General features: G+C 61.8%; 13 protein-coding genes and 2 pseudogenes. 7 read left to right on the top strand and 8 right to left on the bottom strand.

Annotated features, from left to right (window positions below; translation table 11 throughout):
- The first annotated feature begins 90 nt into the window (after positions 1 to 90).
- Both ABRP34_RS23040 and ABRP34_RS23045 read left to right on the top strand, forming a co-directional pair.
- Positions 91 to 1,440, top strand: coding sequence for an MFS transporter (locus ABRP34_RS23040; RefSeq protein WP_353713657.1), 1,350 nt, complete (start codon positions 91 to 93; stop codon positions 1,438 to 1,440).
- Between the two features lie 163 nt (positions 1,441 to 1,603).
- Positions 1,604 to 2,992, top strand: coding sequence for an amidase family protein (locus ABRP34_RS23045; RefSeq protein WP_353713658.1), 1,389 nt, complete (start codon positions 1,604 to 1,606; stop codon positions 2,990 to 2,992).
- Between the two features lie 103 nt (positions 2,993 to 3,095).
- Here the strand turns inward: ABRP34_RS23045 and ABRP34_RS23050 are convergent, their stop codons facing one another.
- The 7 genes and pseudogenes from ABRP34_RS23050 to mdlC all read right to left on the bottom strand — a co-directional run bounded on the left by ABRP34_RS23050 (position 3,096) and on the right by mdlC (position 9,815).
- Positions 3,096 to 3,407, bottom strand: coding sequence for a hypothetical protein (locus ABRP34_RS23050; RefSeq protein WP_353713684.1), 312 nt, complete (start codon positions 3,405 to 3,407; stop codon positions 3,096 to 3,098).
- Positions 3,361 to 3,744, bottom strand: a pseudogene (locus tag ABRP34_RS23055) (alpha-hydroxy-acid oxidizing protein). Before ABRP34_RS23055 ends, ABRP34_RS23050 begins: the two are co-directional and overlap by 47 nt.
- An 80-nt stretch (positions 3,745 to 3,824) precedes the next feature.
- Positions 3,825 to 4,181: pseudogene (locus ABRP34_RS23060) on the bottom strand (alpha-hydroxy-acid oxidizing protein); the annotation flags it as partial.
- A gap of 62 nt (positions 4,182 to 4,243) precedes the next feature.
- On the bottom strand, positions 4,244 to 5,539 hold the full coding sequence (locus tag ABRP34_RS23065; RefSeq protein ID WP_353713659.1) for an MFS transporter: 1,296 nt from the start codon (positions 5,537 to 5,539) through the stop codon (positions 4,244 to 4,246).
- A gap of 162 nt (positions 5,540 to 5,701) precedes the next feature.
- Complete coding sequence (locus ABRP34_RS23070) at positions 5,702 to 6,610, bottom strand: 2-dehydropantoate 2-reductase (RefSeq protein WP_353713660.1); 909 nt, start codon at positions 6,608 to 6,610, stop codon at positions 5,702 to 5,704.
- Positions 6,611 to 6,680: 70 nt separating this feature from the next.
- Positions 6,681 to 8,186 (bottom strand): aldehyde dehydrogenase family protein, encoded by a 1,506-nt coding sequence (locus tag ABRP34_RS23075; RefSeq protein ID WP_353713661.1) that lies wholly within the window; start codon positions 8,184 to 8,186, stop codon positions 6,681 to 6,683.
- 27 nt (positions 8,187 to 8,213) lie between these two features.
- Complete coding sequence (mdlC, locus tag ABRP34_RS23080) at positions 8,214 to 9,815, bottom strand: benzoylformate decarboxylase (RefSeq protein ID WP_353713662.1); 1,602 nt, start codon at positions 9,813 to 9,815, stop codon at positions 8,214 to 8,216.
- A gap of 95 nt (positions 9,816 to 9,910) precedes the next feature.
- Between mdlC and ABRP34_RS23085 the strand changes: the two genes are divergently transcribed.
- From ABRP34_RS23085 to ABRP34_RS23105, 5 genes are all read left to right on the top strand, one after another.
- The gene (locus ABRP34_RS23085) at positions 9,911 to 10,840 is read left to right on the top strand and encodes a LysR family transcriptional regulator (RefSeq protein WP_353713663.1); all 930 of its coding nucleotides are present in this window, start codon (positions 9,911 to 9,913) and stop codon (positions 10,838 to 10,840) included.
- A gap of 336 nt (positions 10,841 to 11,176) precedes the next feature.
- The gene (locus ABRP34_RS23090) at positions 11,177 to 11,773 is read left to right on the top strand and encodes a helix-turn-helix domain-containing protein (RefSeq protein ID WP_353713664.1); all 597 of its coding nucleotides are present in this window, start codon (positions 11,177 to 11,179) and stop codon (positions 11,771 to 11,773) included.
- 169 nt (positions 11,774 to 11,942) lie between these two features.
- Entirely contained in the window at positions 11,943 to 13,250 is a 1,308-nt protein-coding gene (locus tag ABRP34_RS23095; protein WP_353713665.1) for an MFS transporter, read from the top strand.
- Between the two features lie 37 nt (positions 13,251 to 13,287).
- Positions 13,288 to 15,534: a glycoside hydrolase family 3 N-terminal domain-containing protein gene (locus ABRP34_RS23100; RefSeq protein ID WP_353713666.1), complete on the top strand. Its 2,247-nt coding sequence runs from the start codon at positions 13,288 to 13,290 to the stop codon at positions 15,532 to 15,534.
- Between the two features lie 124 nt (positions 15,535 to 15,658).
- Complete coding sequence (locus ABRP34_RS23105; protein WP_353713453.1) at positions 15,659 to 15,928, top strand: hypothetical protein; 270 nt, start codon at positions 15,659 to 15,661, stop codon at positions 15,926 to 15,928.
- 310 nt (positions 15,929 to 16,238) lie between these two features.
- Here the strand turns inward: ABRP34_RS23105 and ABRP34_RS23110 are convergent, their stop codons facing one another.
- A complete protein-coding gene (locus ABRP34_RS23110; RefSeq protein ID WP_353713454.1) occupies positions 16,239 to 17,225 on the bottom strand; it encodes a helix-turn-helix transcriptional regulator in 987 nt (328 codons plus the stop codon).
- Positions 17,226 to 17,303: the final 78 nt, after the last annotated feature.

The following is a 17,303-nucleotide window of genomic DNA, read 5'->3' on the forward strand; positions in this document are numbered from 1 at the left end:
GCCTTGAGCTCAACGTCGAACCTCAAGAACGTCCGGCTCGAGGCTCAGGTGCCCCGTCGAAATCACCCCTCAAGTTTGTAAGGATTTAAAGTGTCATCAACTTCAACAACCCAGGTCCGCAGCGGCCCGACTCGCGGCGAGCTCTTCCGCGTACGGGTAGCCAGCGGCATCGGAACCACCATCGAGTGGTACCTGTCCTTCTCGTACATCGCGGCTGCGGGCCTCATCTTCAGTCACCAGTACTTCGGTACCCTGGGACCGAATGCGCTGATAGTGTCGCTCGGTTCGGTAGCGGCAAGCTTTATCGCAAGTCCATTGGGGGGACTTATCGCCGGTCACTTTGGTGACCGCAAAGGACGCAAGGCAACGCTGGTAGCGACGTTGGCCCTGATGGGCGTCGCCAGTCTGGGCATCGGTCTGCTGCCAACGTATGACCAAATTGGCATTGCCGCACCGATCCTGCTCGTCGTCTTCCGCTTCATGCAGGGCCTGAGCACGGGCGGCGAATGGGGTGGTGCCGCCCTTATGTCCATCGAGTACGCACCTGCCAAGCGGCGCGGTTTCTACGGGGTGTTCTCGCAGATTGGAACGCCGGCTGGACTGGTTCTCTCCACTCTGGTCTTCTTCCTCGTCCAGATCTCGATTAGTCCTGAGCAGTTCACCGCCTGGGGATGGCGAGTCCCGTTCTTCCTGAGCGTGGTGCTCGTGTTCATCGGGCTGAAGATCCGTACGGCCATCGGAGAAAGCCCGGTCTTCGCCGAAATCCGCGAGAACGAAACAGAAGTACGGGTACCGCTGAAAGAAGCCTTCCAGCACCACTCCTGGCAGATGTGCCTCGCCGGCGGTGCGTTCGTTGCCAACATCGCCGTCGGATACATCTTCATCGGTTATCTGCCCGCGTATGCCTACAACTCCCGGGGAATGGACCCTGCCGCGGTCAACCTGGTCCTGATGGTGGCGGCCATGGTTTGGATCGCTTTCACAGTCCTCGGCGGACAATTGTCGGATAAGTATGGCCGCCGCAAGACGATGTGGTGGTTCTACCTTGCAATGGGTCTGTGGTCTGTCCCGACGTTCCTCCTGGTCGACACCGGCTCCATCGCGGCATTCGCTCTAGCCGTGGTCGTTCTGGCAGCAACCCTGGGTGCGAGCTACGGTCCCCAGAGCGCGCTGTTCGCTGAACTCTTCCCGCCCCGGCTGCGCTACACGGCGGCTTCACTCCCCTACGCTGTGGGCGGGATCGTGGGTGGAGCCTTCGCTCCCGCACTCTGTGAGTGGCTGCTGCAGACCACAGGCAATTCAACATCCATTGCCGGCTACATGATCTTCTTCGTGGTCGTGTCGCTGATCAGCATCATCATCTTGAAGAACTCCTACTTCGTCGGCTTCGCAGACGAAAACTTCCGCGGCAGTAAGGCAGTCTCAAATTCCAGCTCCTAGCCCGGGTCGAGGATCCCGCAGGAACTCCCCAGTCCCTGCGGGATCCTCTTCGTTGGCTGCAAAACAATCCCGAACCTGGCGCGGCTACAGGTATCCGGGATTCTTGAAACGCCGCACCACGCGAACACCACTGGCGTATAAGAGTAGAGGGAGTTGCAAAAAAATGCAGGGACTGTCAAGACGGTCTTCGAACGGGGCGATTTCGGCTGCCCTTGAGGAGCACATCGAGCGGGCCGACCGCACACGCCACCTGAACGGCTTCACCTACCGGAACGACGAGGCGGCGAGGGAGCGTGCTGCTGAACTGGACGCCGACCCCGATGCATGCCCGGGGGGCCTGCTCCGCGGATGGGTTGGAGTGATCAAGGACAGCATTCACGTAAAGGATGCCCCCAATTCCGCCGGCACTCCCCTGCTCCGGAACTTTGTTCCCCAAAAGGATGCACGAGTCGTGACAGCCGTACTGAATCAGGGGGCCATTGTCCTGGGCAAGGCCAATATGCATGAGCTGGCGCTGGGAACGACGTCGAATAATCCAACGTTCGGCCCGGTCCGGAACCCCTACGGGGAGGACCACTCCTCGGGCGGGAGCAGCGGCGGAACCGCAACTGTTGTTGCTTCAGGTGCGGCACGGTTCGGACTTGGAACCGATACCGGCGGCAGCGTCCGGATCCCCGCCGCGCTGACCGGGCTCTACGGGCTTCGCCCGACCACGGGCCGGTACCCGGGACATGGAGTGACGCCCCTGTGCTCATCACGGGACACCGTAGGGGTGATGACCAGGACAATGGCCGACCTGGACATCGTGGACCAGGCCATTTCCGGTGCGGCCGCCAACACTCCCTCGCCAGTCGAGTCCGGCCTTCGGCTCGCTGCTCCATCCGCACGCTATACGGACGAACTGGACCCTGAGGTGAGGCGGGTGTGGCTGGACTCCGTGCAGGCTTTGCAGGATGAAGGAATCACCGTGGCCGAGCTAGATACGAGCATCCCCGACGCTCTCGACGACGAATGGGGCATGGACATCGTTTTCGCTGAGGCCTACTCCGAGCTGCAGAAGTATCTTGCAGAATTCGTCCCAACGCTGACCCTGGATGAGCTGTTGGCGGGCATCGCCATGCCTGAAGTCGCGGCAGCCTTCGCCGCCAACCGGCCGGCGTCTGAGAAGGCACGGGAACTAATGGAACTGCAGGCGCGGTCGGCCAAACGTGCTGCAGCGAGCGAATACGCAAAGGCGTTTTCCGCAACAGGAACGTCCGCCCTCATCTTTCCGACGACACCTGTTCCGGCGCCCCGGCTCGGAGTAGATGACGAGAATGTACTGGTCGATGGCAAGCTGTGCCCGTCATTTAATACGTTGACGAGAAACATGAAACCGGGAAGCTTCGCAGGTCTGCCCGGCATCACGTTGCCGGCTGGAGTGTCTTCCGTCGGCCTTCCCGTGGGCCTGAGCCTTGATGGCCCCGCCGGCAGTGACCGGAGGCTGATTGCGATTGCCGGCTTCATCGACGGAGTACTGGCTAAAGCGGCCAGCTCAAGCCGGACGATCTGATACCTACAGCCGGACACGCCAGTCGTTATGCCAAACCAGGTCAGCCCCTCTCCGGAGAAGGGCTGACCCGGTTTGGCGTGTAGTCGGGGTTTAGCGCGGGCCTTTATGCCGCAGCCAAACGCAGCGGAAGGTCAACGAGAGGTTCGCAGCCGCTCTCAGTTATGACGACCGGCATGCTTTGATTAACGAAGCCAAGCCCGGCAACGTGAACGCTAGGAACGAGATGGAAAGTCATGCCTTTGATGAGTGGGCGCTCATCCAGCGGCCTGAGCTGCATGACGTCGTTCTCCCACCAAAGGGGAGGATATTCCCAGTAGTCGCGCGCAAGCTCGTCCGCCGCATGTGACGTCAAGCCAGGCCGCACGCCGTCAATAACAACCTGTGTGGCTTGCGCCACCAGGTCGAGGGCATCCAATACATGCTCGTCCACCGGACCACGCGGAAACGTGCAGCGGCCGGCCGACAAGGCAGGCTTTAGCTCCCAGAGCGAGGGCAACAACCACATCCCTGCCGCTTCGAATGCCGCCGTCGAACAGAACATCCGCCCGGTCCTCGACGCGATCCACGATCGCAGGAAGGGCTTCGAGGGTGGCGGGTGCTCCGCCAAGTTGCCGGCCGCCGTGGTTGGAGACGATAACGCCCTACGCTCCAAGATCAACACATAGGTCGGAGTCGTCCGGGTCCAGGATCCCCTTGACCAGGAGCGAGCCGTCCCAAATGTCCCTCATCCATCTGAGCTCGTCCCAGTCCATGGGTGCGGCCAGGAGCCTCTTCTGGTGGCGGCGGACCGGACCGCACCTCCCGCTGGACTGAGATTTTTCATGGTGGTCCGCCGCTGGACCAGATACGCACAGCGCCAGCCGGGCCGGAGGGCAGCCGACAGGATGCGCGCGGGACTGAGCGTTGGCGGCAGGCCCATTCCGTAGCGCTGTTCCCCCAGCCGGTTTCCGACAGCCGCCATGTCGACGGTGACCACGAGTGTCTTTTTGCCCTCTCCATCATCGACCGGGAGAGCTCCCGGTCTCCCCAGAGATAGCGCTGGAACCAATGGCTGGAGGACGTCCCTCGGCCATTTCTTCGATGGAATAGGTGGAGGCGCTGGAGAGAACCGAGCGGGTGCCCATCTGCTCGGCCGCGCCCTACTCTCCATGCCAGTGCGCGGCTCCGCAGAATTATCCGGAGCAAACATGACGGGGAGGTCGAGGGCCTCCCCTGCCCCGGTCGTTGAGAGGTCAACGGGCCAGGTGCAGGTCAGCTGCGTACGCGCGGGACAGTTGCTGCTATGGCGGCGCCGACGACGGCGATGGCCCCGAGGGCGAAGAATGCAGTGGACGTCGGTGCTCCGCCGGCCATGAGCAGGCCGGTCAGTGAAGGACCGATGATTCCGCCGATACGTCCGACGGAGGCTGTCCAGGCGGTGCCTGCCGCGCGGCACGAGGTCGGGAAGTGAGTTGCCGCAAACCCGTAGACCAGAGTCTGCGCGCCGATGGTGCCGGCGCCCGCGACGAATGTCAGCAACAGCAGGAAGGGGGTCGCTCCCTTGATGCTGAGCAGGCAGATGGCTACCGAGGCGGCGCCGAAGGCCGCAGCCACAACCAGGCGGGGCCCGATGCGGTCGGCGATCCGGGAGGCGAAGAGTGGAACGATGATTGCGCCGGCGTTGAGCACCAGGAGAAATGTCAGTGCCGAGCCGAGTTCGTAACCGCTGGCCCGCATCAGCTGCGGCAGCCACGTGTTGAGTCCGTAGGTGAGGAACAGCCCGCAGCCGCTGAGAAGGCCAATGAAGACTGTGGATAACCGGCGTTCCTTAGTGAAGAGCGCCAGGGGGCCGCGGCGCGTGGTGCTTTTGGAATCCGCGTTTGACGGTGCGTCCGCTTCGTCCAGGGTCGACTCCAGGCCATACCTCTCAGCAATTGCCAGAGCCTCTTCGTGGCGGCCACGAACGTTGAGGAACGCCGGTGACTCGGGGAGGAAACGCAGGGCCAGCGGAACAATGGTAATAAGGGGCAGCGCGCCGATCAGGAACATGCCCTTAGGTCCGAAGGGCCCGAGCACGACCAGGCCAAGCAGCGCCGCGAGCAGGCCACCGGTGGGGTATCCAACCCACATGATGGCGCTGTACGTGTTGCCGCGGCCTTTGGGTGCAAACTCCACGGCCAATGCCGCCGCGGTGGGGATGAGAGCCCCGACGCCTACGCCGACCAGGAACCGGGCGAACCCGAATACGGTGATGTTGGGTGCCAGTGCGCAGACGACCATCCAGGCGGAGAACCAGACAGTAGAAGCGATAACGAGCTTCCGGCGGCCGACGAAATCGGCGATCAGGCCCATGCCGACAGAACCGACCAGCATACCGACAAGGACATAGCTGCCAATCAGACCAGCAGTGACAGCAGTCAGTCCCAGCGAGGGGTCGGCGAGCATGGAGGGCAGGGAGGTGCCATAGGCGACCATGTCGTAGCCTTCGGCCACGATGGAGAAAAAGCAGAGTGCGAGTACGGCTTTGCCGGACTTGGTTTTAGTGCGTCGTTGCACTTCAACGGACATGGGGTTTCCTCTCGGAGGTGATGTGATGTCGGGGTTGCAGTCAGGCTGAAGCCCATGCGCCAAGGACGTGAACCATTTGACGCATGGGCTCCTGAAGGCAGGTACTTCTGTCGGAGGCAGAAGTCCCGAAGGTCGGGGCGACCTGTACTTACGTGCCGGGGCCTAACGAATGGTTTCGCTGGCCAAGAGAGTCAGTGCGCTGAGGACAGGTGCCGGATGGCCCCCTTCTCCACCTAGGCGGACAATTGCGCCTCCGATGTAGTCGGCCTCGGTGCGCCGTTTTGCCTCACGGTCCTGAAGCATCGATGTCTTGTGGTCCTTGGCGTGGACGTACGCTCCGTCCAGTGCGGCCTGGATCCGTTCCCGTGACACGTGCACGTCCTGGCTCTCCGCCACGAGAATGGTTTCATCGACGACCCGGGACACGATGTCCAGGGCAGCTGCGCTTGCGGCAATCTGGCCGACTGTCTGGCCTGTGACGGCGCTGAGCGTGTTCAGGGCTGCATTGAAGGCAAGCTTTTCCCAGATGTGTGTCTGGATCTCGTCTTCCAGCGTTGCGGTGAGTCCGGCCTCATTCAGGGTATGCACGAGGCCCTGGAGGAAAGGCTCCTGCTGACCGGAGAACGTGCCCACGCGGACCTTGCCACCCGCGCCGGTGGAAATGTGGCCGGGCCGTTCCAGGTCGGCAGGGAAGTCGGTGATGCCGACCAAAGTACGCTCTGGTCCGAAGGTACCCGCCAGAGTGTCAGCGTTTCCCAGCCCGTTCTGGAGCGTCAGCCCGAAGGTGGCGTCGCCAATCAGGTGCTTGATGGAGGCCACTGCTGCCTCTGTGTGGAAGCTCTTCGTAAAGACGATGATGAGCTCAAGCGCCTCATTGAAGTCCGCGGCCGTTCCCGCGGTCACCGGAGTGTGACGCGGTACCCCAGCGGCCGTAATGGTGATGCCTTCGGCGTTGAGGGTTTCGATGGTTGCCGGTGCTGCGTCGATGAACCGGACTTCGTTGCCAGCCATCTGCAGGCGTCCTCCGAAGAGCTGTCCCATGGCTCCTGCGCCAACAATGCCAATTTTCATGTCTTTTCCTGCCTTATACGTTGTGCTTGCTTCAATCACTTCGCAGTGTTTTTCCTGCGCAGTCGCGGAGTTAGAAGGGGTAGCGGGCGATGTCTTTCTGCAGGGTGACCCACTGGATGTCTGTGAAAGACTCGATGTTGGCTTCGGCTCCGCCGATCCGGCTTCCGTTTCCGGAATTGCCCACACCCCCGAACGGAATATGGGCTTCGTCGGCGACCGTCTGGTCGTTGATGTGCACCAGTCCGGAGGGAATCTGCCGTGCCACGTCCCAGGCGTTCATGGCGTCCGCCCCGATCACAGACAAGGACAGGCCATATTCTGAGTCCTTCGCCAGGTCAACTGCTTCCTGCACGGTGCTGAAGCGGATGACCGGAGCGACGGGGCCGAAGACTTCCCCGCAGTACGCCGGGGTGTCAGGCCGCACATTGTCTAGGACTGTGGGTTCGTAGAAGAGCCCCTCGAAATTGCCACCAGCCACGATCGTTGCGCCGCTTGCGGCGCTGTCCTGCACCAGGCGGTGGACGTTCTCCAACTGCTTTGCATCGATGATGGGGCCGAGAGCCACTTCCGTGGTCGCAGGGTTACCCACCGGCAGATTTCGCGCCTTTTCAGCGAGCTTTGCAACATACTCATCGGCGACGGATTCGTGCACGATGTGCCGTCCGGCTGCCATGCAGATTTGACCCTGATGAAGGAAGGAGCCCCAGGCGCCCGCCGATGCAGCGAGATCGATGTCCGCGTCCTCCAGCACGATGATCGCGCTGTTTCCACCAAGCTCAAGGTGGGCGCGCTTGAGGTGTCTGGCCGCGGCAGCCGCCACATGCCGCCCAGCTGTCGTTGACCCTGTAAATGCAACGACACGGACGGCGCTGTTTGCAACCAGGGCCGCCCCCGCCTCGGCGTCACCCGGGACCATCTGCAGGACGCCTTCGGGCAGGCCTGCTTCTTCGAAGACACGGGCGATCGACACGCCACCGCTGACGGCAGTCCGAGTGTCCGGTTTGAGGACGACGGCATTGCCGAGGGCGAGGGCGGGCGCCACGGCGCGGGTCGCGAGCAGGAGGGGGAAGTTGAAAGGTGCTATGACGCCGACAACGCCCACCGGTGTCCGGCGGCTAAAGCTGATGCGGGATGGGTTTGCCGCCGGAAGCAACTCGCCCTGGGCCCTGGAAGGCAGGGCAGCTGCCTCGTAGCATTCCAGCGCGGCCTGGCGTGTTTCCAGCTGTGCTTTGGCTGCGACTGAGCCCGATTCCCGGATAATCCAGGTGCCAATTTCTTCGGCGTGCTCTTCGAACAGTGCCGCCGCACGCCGCAGAACCGCTGCCCGTTCTTCAAACGGAGTTTCAGCCCAGGCCTTCTGTGCTGCTTTGGCTGTCGTGCAGGCCTGGTCTATGTCGGCTGCGGAACCGCAGCCGATCGTCCCCAGCGATCCTCCGGTCGCAGGTTCAAGGACGGTTTGATCGGCAGCAGTTCCAAAATCCCAGGCTCCGGTGAAAATCCTGCCCTGCCAGAGGGCGGGATTCATGAGTGATGCCTTGGCGGTGCCGACAACGTCGTCGACGGTGATGGTGGACATATCTATCCTTTGTGGATCGTTGTGAATCTACGACTCGAACTGAGTGTGGATTTCGATGAGGGCTGGTTTCTGGCTTTCCAGGGCCTTGAGCAGTGCGGCGCGGAGAGCCTCCCGGGTACTTACGGACTCCGCTGCCACGCCGTAACCACTGGCAATCTGGGCGAAGTCGAGGCCAGGAACATCCAGCCCCGGTGTCTCCCCGGTTCCCAAGAGCTTGGAGAAGCCCCTCAGGGCTCCATACGTGCCGTTTTTCATGATGAGGAAAATGCACGGGATGTTGTACTGGGCTGCGGTCCACAGGGCAGTGATCCCGTAGTTGGCCGACCCGTCGCCGATGATGCCGATGACGCGCCGGTCCTTGTGCGCGAGCTGTGCCCCTACCGTGGCGGGGAGTCCAAAGCCGAGGCCGCCGGAGGCGGGGAAGAAGTAGCTTCCCTGCTGCTTCAGGTCCATTTGCTGCCAGAACGCAGCGGACGTCGACGTGGATTCCTTGACGTAGACGGTGTCGGCCGGGGCCGTGATGCGCAGTTCCTCAAACACGGCTTCAGGGTGGATTGCGTCGAACGTGCTTGCTGCGGGTTCGGCGAATTCCGGCAGTTCGGGCAGCGGTTCACGGATGGTCTGGTTGACGGCTTCAGCCAGAGTCTGCAGCGTGCCCCGAACGGATGCCACGTATGAGTTGCCCATGGGTGCCCTGGCGGCCTCCCCTGCATCACTGGTCACGTGCAGGATGCGGGTGCCGTCCTTGAGGTAGGCGCCCGGAACATACTGGTGGTACCGGAACACGGGTGCGCCGACGACGAGAACGACGTCGTGATCGTGCAGTATTTCCGAGATGTCTTTGATGGAGGCGGGAAGGACGCCCCGGAAGCTGCGGTGGCGGGTTGGAAACGGGCAACGGGAAGCCGATGGTGCGATCCATACCGGTGCTGCCAGCTTGTCCGCCAGCGTAACGGCGAAATCGTTGGCATAGTCTGCATCAACTTCCGGGCCGAGGACGATCACGGGGTTGGTGGCAGAGTCCAGCTCGTCGATCAGTTCCCGAGCCTGCTCGGCGCTGAGCGCCTGCGCCGCAGTGGTTGTACGGCCGGCAAGGTGACGTGCTTCCGAGGGTGAAGTCTTATCCCAGTCGTCGTAAGGAATGGAGACATAAACGGGCCCCTTTGCGGGCAGCTGTGAAATGTGGACGGCCTGGCTGATGGTCCGAGGCACATCTTCTGCGCACAGCGGCTCTGCGCTCCACTTAACGAGCGGCTGCGGCAGGGAGGGTGCGTCCATGTTGGCGAGCATCGCCTCCAGCCCCACCATTGAACGGACCTGCTGGCCGGCTGTGATGACCAGTGGCGAGTGTGAGTACGCGGCGTTGGTCAGTCCACCCATGGCGTTGCCTGACCCTGACGCTGCGTGCAGGTTTACGAAGGCCGCATTGCCTGATGCCTGTGCAAACCCGTCGGCCATGGAGATCACCGCACCTTCGTGCAGGCCAAGAATGTACTGAAAATCCTCGGGGAAGTCCTGGAGGAACGGGAGCTCGTTGGAACCGGGGTTGCCGAACACCGTGGTCAACTTGTTCTGCCGCAGAATTTCCATCGTTTCTGCTCGGATGGTGTGCGTCAACGAAAGCCTCATTTCTTGATTGGGGGCGGGGATCACTTGTTAAAAGACTAGAAATTGCACGGTCATTTATCCAATAGATAAACCTATGGCGCGTATAGACTGCCTCTATGGTGAATGATGCCGTTCTGGAGAACTACGATTTGAACCTGATGCGGACCTTCGTGCGCATCTATGAGACGAGGAGCGTCAGCCGGGCGGCGGACCTGCTTTTCATCAGCCAACCGTCAGTCAGCTACGCCCTGGCCAAGCTGCGACGCATCCTCAGAGATGAACTCTTCCTGCGGGGGCCGGATGGTTTAGTACCCACCGCTGTTGCGGTAGCCGTATACCCGCAGCTGCGCCACTCGCTGGAGGCTATGGATGAGGCGGTGCAGGGCGTTACCGTCTTCGATCCGCGAACGTCACGACGCAATTTTCGACTGTTGCTTACGGATATTGGTGAGATTGCGCTGCTCCCCGCAGTCCTGGCACGGATTCAGGATCTGGCGCCATCGGTGTCCGTAGAGATCCTCCCTTTGGTCTACGGGACTGCTCGGGAGGACCTTACCCAGGGCAAGGCGGATGCGGCAATCTGTACGCCGCGCATCGACGCACCCGATCTGGTTCGGGACCAGCTCCTGGTACAGGCCTACTGGGGTATTTGCTCGGCGTCGCATCCACGCATAGGCACTGAACCAAGTGTGGAGGAGTTCCTCAAGGAGCGGAGGGTCGTCGTCAGTGAGCAGCTTGGCCACGAGCACATTCAGCAACGGATGCGGGAGCTCAACTACGACCAGCCCCCGGCGGTCAGGCTCCCTCATTTCTCCGCCATGCCACATGTTCTGGCCAGCACTGACTATCTCGGCATTGTCCCAGAGATGGTGGCCCAGATCTTCGCGGCTGAAGGGCCGATCAAGATGTTCAAGCTGCCCTTTTCAGTCCGGGCGGGAAATGTTTCTCTCTACACATACCGCCGGCCGGGTCCGATGCCCGCGCTTGACTGGTTTCGGGAGACGATCCGCGATGTCTTACAGGAGAACCCTGACGAGGTGCGGTAGCGCTGAGATGTCCGGCTTGGTACGACCGGACAAATGCCTATGGGCCGCTTCGCCTCCTGCGGATCAGAGGGCTCCTCCTGTCATCACCCAAGGCTGCTTTTGCATCGAGGCTGGGTGAGGGCGGGTGCCGAAGTCACGCTGTCTCCGCTGACGTGGAACAGGATTTAGCCTAGTACGTTCCCCCGGCGATCGCCGCTCAGCCTGTGACCCGGAAGTCGTTCCTTGGAACACGAGGGAGCGCTTGTGGTGTCGGCGCCTGTTAACCAAGCGGCTCAGACGCTCCCGTAGGCTGAAAACAATGAGAAAGGAAGAGGGATGTCGCCTCGGGCAGAAAGCATGGCACTCAAGGGTGAGCAAACCCGGAAGACCGTCTTGGACACGGCAATTGAGCTGTTCGGGGAGAGAGGTTACGGAGGATGTTCTCTAAGTCAGATCGCGAAGCAAGCGGGCATTGTCCAGTCGGCGGTTTATCACCACTTCGGCACCAAAGACAACCTGCTGACCGAGGCGCTCGAATCCCACTATCCCCGCTCCGCCACGCGCGCTGACATCCAGGCAATCCACCGGGGGGAGACCACTTTTTCCGAGGAAATCGTGAGGGTGACCGTATCCAATGCCGCAGATCCCCACTTGGTGAAGTTCTTCTCCGTAATGATCGGCGAGTCCTTGACGGAGGCACATCCCGCCGCCGCTTTCTTCCGCGAACGCTACAGTGCGGTCACGTCTGGCATGACGGATGCAATCGCCCATGCACGCGGCATTGCAGACGCCACCAAGATCAAAGAGATCGAACTGCTGGTCCGCAGCACATTCGGCGGAATGGACGGCCTGCAAATGCAATGGCTCCGGGATCCGGGGGTTGACCTGGTCGGCGGCGTCCGCCTCCTGGCCCGCATGGCTGCAGCAGAAATAGATCGGATCGCAACAAGCTAACTTCCAGCGCACGCCGCCAGCATCGCCGGAATTGCAAGAGCCTGCGCTCTATCCAGCTCATAGAAAAAAGCATCTTGCGTGAACTGTCTCACATTGGCTAACATACAGGTGGGTTAACCAGTATGTTCATCCCGACTTCATGCTTAGTTTGTAAACACAAAGGAGTGCCATGTCTGAGGCAGCAACGGTGCCGGGCTCAGTTCCCGTTCTTGAAAGTTCCCCCGACCGCAATTTGAGGCTGACGGGACAACACGTTGGCGGCTGGTTCATCACCAAGTACGTCGGCGCGTTGATCGGTCTTTGGATCGCTCTAATTACACCTGCGTCCGTCACCCTTGCCCTGCGGGTGGGACAAATCGACCCTGCGGGAAAGGCAGGATCCCTCGCCCTCGTGGCTAGCGTCGGAGCAGCCTGCGCCCTGTTCGCCAATCCCATTTTCGGAGCCCTGAGCGATCGGTCCACTTCACGGTTCGGGCAGCGCAAGCCGTTCATCGCCTGGGGATTCGGGATCGGAGTGCTCGCGGTGCTGGGAATCGGCATGGCCCCTTCGATCGCATTGGTGGCTGCTGGATGGGCGATCGCTCAAATCGCATTCAACGCTTGCGTGGCTGCACTCATTGCGGTGCTGCCCGAGCGGGTCCCCAACAAGCTACGCGGCAGGGTTTCGGGATTCATGGGCATGACCGGCCAGGTCGGCGTTGTCGTGGGCACCTTCCTCATCCAGCTCGTAGGGACGGCCGGGGCCGCAATGTTCATCGTGCCCGCAATTCTAGGGACCATGCTTGTCCTGCCTTTTGTTGTCACGCTCAAGGAAACCCGCCGCACCCGGGACGAGGTTGGCCGTGTTAGCCTCGCCAACCTTGTTGGGTCGCTGTGGATCAACCCCTTCCGCCACCGGGACTTCGGCTTTGCCTGGGCTGGCCGTTTCCTGGTCTGGACTTCCCTGTACCTGCTGACGACCTACAAGACGTACTTCCTGATCGACCACCTGGGCTACACGACCGCCAACGTGGCACCGATCCTGACGCTGGCGATGTTCATTCTCGCCGTCGCCGTATCCGTGGCAAGTATTCCCGGCGGCTGGCTTTCGGACCGCATCGGTCGCCGCAAGGTCTTCGTGGTGGCCGCATCCCTGCTTTTTGTCGCCGCGATGCTCGTGGTCGCATTTTCAACCACAGTCGAGGGCTTCCTCGTCGGCATCGCTTTGGCCGGCCTCGGAAACGGCCTCTACATGGGCGTTGACTACGCTCTCGTGGCCCAGGTTCTCCCGAACAGCGGATCGGAAGCCGGAAAGGGCATGGGCGTTTTCAACCTCTCCTCAACCCTGCCCCAGACACTCGCACCGATGATTGCGCCTGCGCTTCTTGCAATTGCGGCCAGTGGAACGACCGGAAACTACACCAGCCTCTATCTCACCGCCGCCGTCCTGGCGATGCTCGGAGCGCTCTGCATCACCTTCATCCGCGGCGTGAAGTAACACGCTGACAGCTCGAACGTACAAGAAAGACAAGATCTTGACTCCTGAAACCACCGACCGGGTTGCCCTCACCACCGGAGCCGGATACTGGACTACCCATGCAGTCCCGGATATTGGGCTTCGATCGCTCCGCCTCGCCGACGGGCCTCATGGCCTTCGCGTTCAGAACGACGACGATCCCGACCACCTCGGCATCGGCCGAAGCGCCCGGGCAACCTGCTTTCCGCCGGCCGTTGCCCTCGCCTCGTCCTGGGACCAGGAACTGATCACCAGGGTCGGTGCTGCCCTCGGCGCCGAGGCACGTGCAGCTGGCGTCGACGTCATCCTGGGACCAGGCATGAACCTCAAGCGAAGCCCGCTGTGCGGACGGAATTTCGAGTACTACTCGGAGGACCCGTTCCTCAGCGGCGTCCTTGCCGGGGCCGCCGTGTCCGGGATCCAGTCGCAGTCAGTGGCGGCCTGCATCAAGCATTTCGCCGCCAACAACCAGGAGACTGACCGGCAACGCGTGAGCGCGGACATGGACGAGCGCACACTCCGCGAGATCTACCTGCGCGGCTTCCAGATCGCCATCCGCAATGCTTCGCCCTGGACGATCATGACCTCCTATAACCGCATCAACGGAACATATGCATCCGAGGATTCCTGGCTGTTGACGACCGTCCTGAGGGACGAATGGGGCTTTGACGGCGTGGTCATCTCTGACTGGGGCGCAGTCCACAATCCCGTGGGTTCGATTTCAGCCGGGTTGGATCTGCGGATGCCGGGCCGGCAGGATGACCCCCGTCCTGCTGCCGCCTTGGCCAGTGGTGAGTTAAGTGAAGAATCCCTGAACCGCGTCACGGAGGCAATGGTCCGGCTCGCTGACCGGACGCGTCCCCACGGCAACCCCGCGCCGGTTGACTACGACGCACACTATGACCTCGTCCGCCGCGCCGCCGCCGAGTCAGCAGTGCTTCTCACCAACGATGGAACCCTGCCTCTCTCTTTCTCAGCGGACAAGGGCGTCGTCGTCATCGGAGAACTTGCGCAAACCCCGCGGTTCCAAGGAGCAGGCAGTTCCCTGGTCAATCCGTACCAGTCGACCTCGATCCTCGACGCACTGTCCGGCCGCGCTTCAGCCACCGGAACGGACCTGCAATTCGCGCCGGGTTACGCGCTTGACGGCCAGCCCAACGGCGTCCTCCTGCAGGAGGCTGTGGATCTATCGCGTGACGCTGGGACGGTCATCCTTGTGCTCGGGCTACCACCGGCGGCTGAAGCTGAAGGCCGCGACCGGGAGACCCTGTCCCTGCCGCAGGCCCAGATCGACCTGCTCCGTGATGTAGCAGGCGCAACCCAGGGAAAGCTGGTTGTAGCGCTCATGAATGGGTCGGCTGTCACCACGAATGCATGGCGGGATGATGCAAACGCGATCGTGGAGTTCTGGCTTACCGGAGAAGCCCAGGGCGACACCGTGGCTGACGTGCTGCTCGGCGACGTCAACCCTTCAGGCAAGCTGGCCGAGACAGTCCCGGTGAGGATTGAAGACACTCCCGCCTTTCTGAACTTCCCTGGGGAACATGGACACGTCCGGTACGGGGAAGGTATCTACGTCGGATACAGGTACTACGACGCTCGGGGTCTGGAGGTCGAGTACCCGTTCGGCCACGGTCTCTCCTACACGCAGTTCACATACTCCAGCCTCACCCTCACTCCGACGCTCACCGGCGACCCGACGGCCTTCACCGCAGAATTCACAGTGACAAACACCGGAGACCGTGCAGGCGCTGAAGTCGCCCAGCTCTACGTGACTGACCGCGGAAGCAGCCTTGAGCTGCCTCCCCAGGAATTGCGGGGCTGGAGCAAGATTCGGCTCCAGGCTGGGGAATCCCGCCGCATCGTCATCGCCGTCACCCGTGAGGACATGCAGCACTGGAGCCCAGCAGTCAGGGCCTGGATCTATGAGGGCGGACTGACAACGGTCAGCATCGGCTCATCCTCCCGCGACATTCGACTCAGCGGCACAGCGTACATTCCAGGGCATCCCGTCAAACCCGAGCTCACCCCCTTCTCCAGCTTCGGTGAATGGCTCGATCACGCCACCGCCGGCGGCAAAATCCGATCCCTGCTCGATGAACGGGGAGGCATCCGCGGACGCGCCGGCGACCTTTACAACGACGAGGGAGCCAGGGCCAGCATTTTGAGTCTCCCAATGCAGGCGCTGGTTGAATTTCCCGGAGTTCCACTGACACAGGAGGACTTGACCGTTCCAATCCCTCAGGAAGCGATGGCCGGGCACTAAGGGCGCCGGGGCCTCGAAGGGACCATCTACGCTGAAGCACGTGTAGCTGACAGCCGTATTTGATACGGCGTTGCAAACCTGTTTCGAGGTGTTATCCCCCTATGGGGAGAATAAGGGTATTGCGGTGAGGAACGACAGTGAAAAGATGCACGGGCCCGGCAGCAGGAGCGTGCCTCCTCCGGCAGACCGCTTTATTTTATGGGGAGCAGTCGACGACTGGTCTCAGCTCCAAGGTCTGGATATCGAGATCCGTGACGGTGGGGAATTCATCGACCGGGGGCGGGTGGAAGTAGTCACAGCAGACGGAAGCCTTCTTTGGCTGCAGCAGGAAGGCGCCACCCAGCGGCGGCTTGTTGAGATGCAGCCAAAACTGCAGGTTCAGATCTATCGCTGACCCGGTCGCGCCCATTGCCGCCGGCAGCCGCTACCGGAAGGCGTGGCCCGTATGTCCCACCCCTGCCGCGCTTTCTTCGTGGACGAGTGCCTTGAGGGTCTCGTCCACATAACCTGGCGCTGCGCCGCACCTGGAGGCAGAGCACGTAAGACACTGGAAGTCCACGTTAAATCCTTCCCATCCTCGGACGCTCTGATCCGTGTACAGCCGCGCGCAGCGTTGCTCTCCATCTGCCGTGGACGAGCGGAGAGAGACCCTGCGCTCACCAGCCACATGTGAGGTTGGTGTGGCACGGCGGCTGCCCGGCTTGCTACACCACGATGGCGCTGTCCGTCCTGCCCCGTTCCCTGTAAGCTCCGGGGCTCATCCCGTGGACGGACGCAAAGGCCCGGGAAAACGTGCGCTCGTTGCTGAAGCCTGACCGGGCAGCCACAGTTGCAAGAGGATACGTGGTGCAGTGGAGAAGACCCGTGGCATGCTCGATCCGTAGCCGCCGAAGCAGATCTGCGGGTGCAGTGTTCCTCTGCTCGAGTGCCAGATACAAGGTCCGCCGGGAAATATGGAAGCGGGCGGCCAGGGTTTCCGGGCTCAAATCAGGATCGGTGGCATGTTCGCGAGCAAATTCGACAATTGTGGCGGCCAGCGCCGCCGTACCCAGTGGCGCCGGCCTTCCCAGGTGACGGGACAGTATGCCATGGACGAGTTCTACGGCAATCCGTTCCAGGCCATCTGACTCCGTCGACTGCCTGCACTCCGAGAGTTCATTGAGACAGGTGTGCAGCACCTTTAGTGACGGTGAAGGGTCGATGCTGCGCGATGCCAGGTCCCGGAGACCGCCCTCAGGCATCCTAAGGGCCCCGACAGGCAGAGAGAAGATCAACTCGCTGATGTGTGTGGGGAAGGACAGCTCGTACGGATCCGCGGTCAGGTAGAGCACAGCTTGCCCCGGTTTCTGAACCGACTGCCGGCCCATCTGGGTCACATTCGCCCGTCCGGATAAGTGGCATACGAAGAGCAAGCGCGCCTCGTGTGGATCGGCAGTCAGCTTTGCAGTCCGCTCCAGCGTAGAGGCTCCGGAATCCACAAGGCTGACCCTTGTTCCGCCGTTGAAATGCCGCTCCTTTATGGTGCCTTCAAAGCCGTCCGCTATGCGCTTGACCTGAAGCGGAACGAAACAGCGCTCCACTGCCGCAGCCCACTCGTCAGGTGTTCGTGCCACCTTGGATACTCCCACATCATCCATCTTGGGCGCGCGTTGTTTCCGACCCGTGTCGGCGACGTTACGCCACAGATGCATTGTTGTTCCTCCAATTCTTGATGCACGAAATGACGGGTCACGTGCACAGCCTGACGTCGCCGTGATTGGCCCATCCGG

The sequence above is a fragment of the Arthrobacter sp. K5 genome (genome assembly GCF_040448525.1).
Classification (GTDB): domain Bacteria; phylum Actinomycetota; class Actinomycetes; order Actinomycetales; family Micrococcaceae; genus Arthrobacter; species Arthrobacter globiformis.

What these genes read in the sequence shown, in the direction of transcription:
- ABRP34_RS23045 (WP_353713658.1), top strand. Translation starts at nt 1,604, where the DNA reads ATGCAGGGACTGTCAAGACGGTCTTCGAACGGGGCGATTTCGGCTGCC.
- ABRP34_RS23070 (WP_353713660.1), bottom strand. Translation starts at nt 6,610, where the DNA reads ATGAAAATTGGCATTGTTGGCGCAGGAGCCATGGGACAGCTCTTCGGA.
- ABRP34_RS23085 (WP_353713663.1), top strand. Translation starts at nt 9,911, where the DNA reads ATGGTGAATGATGCCGTTCTGGAGAACTACGATTTGAACCTGATGCGG.
- ABRP34_RS23075 (WP_353713661.1), bottom strand. Translation starts at nt 8,186, where the DNA reads ATGTCCACCATCACCGTCGACGACGTTGTCGGCACCGCCAAGGCATCA.
- mdlC (WP_353713662.1), bottom strand. Translation starts at nt 9,815, where the DNA reads ATGAGGCTTTCGTTGACGCACACCATCCGAGCAGAAACGATGGAAATT.
- ABRP34_RS23090 (WP_353713664.1), top strand. Translation starts at nt 11,177, where the DNA reads ATGGCACTCAAGGGTGAGCAAACCCGGAAGACCGTCTTGGACACGGCA.
- ABRP34_RS23065 (WP_353713659.1), bottom strand. Translation starts at nt 5,539, where the DNA reads ATGTCCGTTGAAGTGCAACGACGCACTAAAACCAAGTCCGGCAAAGCC.
- ABRP34_RS23110 (WP_353713454.1), bottom strand. Translation starts at nt 17,225, where the DNA reads ATGCATCTGTGGCGTAACGTCGCCGACACGGGTCGGAAACAACGCGCG.
- ABRP34_RS23095 (WP_353713665.1), top strand. Translation starts at nt 11,943, where the DNA reads ATGTCTGAGGCAGCAACGGTGCCGGGCTCAGTTCCCGTTCTTGAAAGT.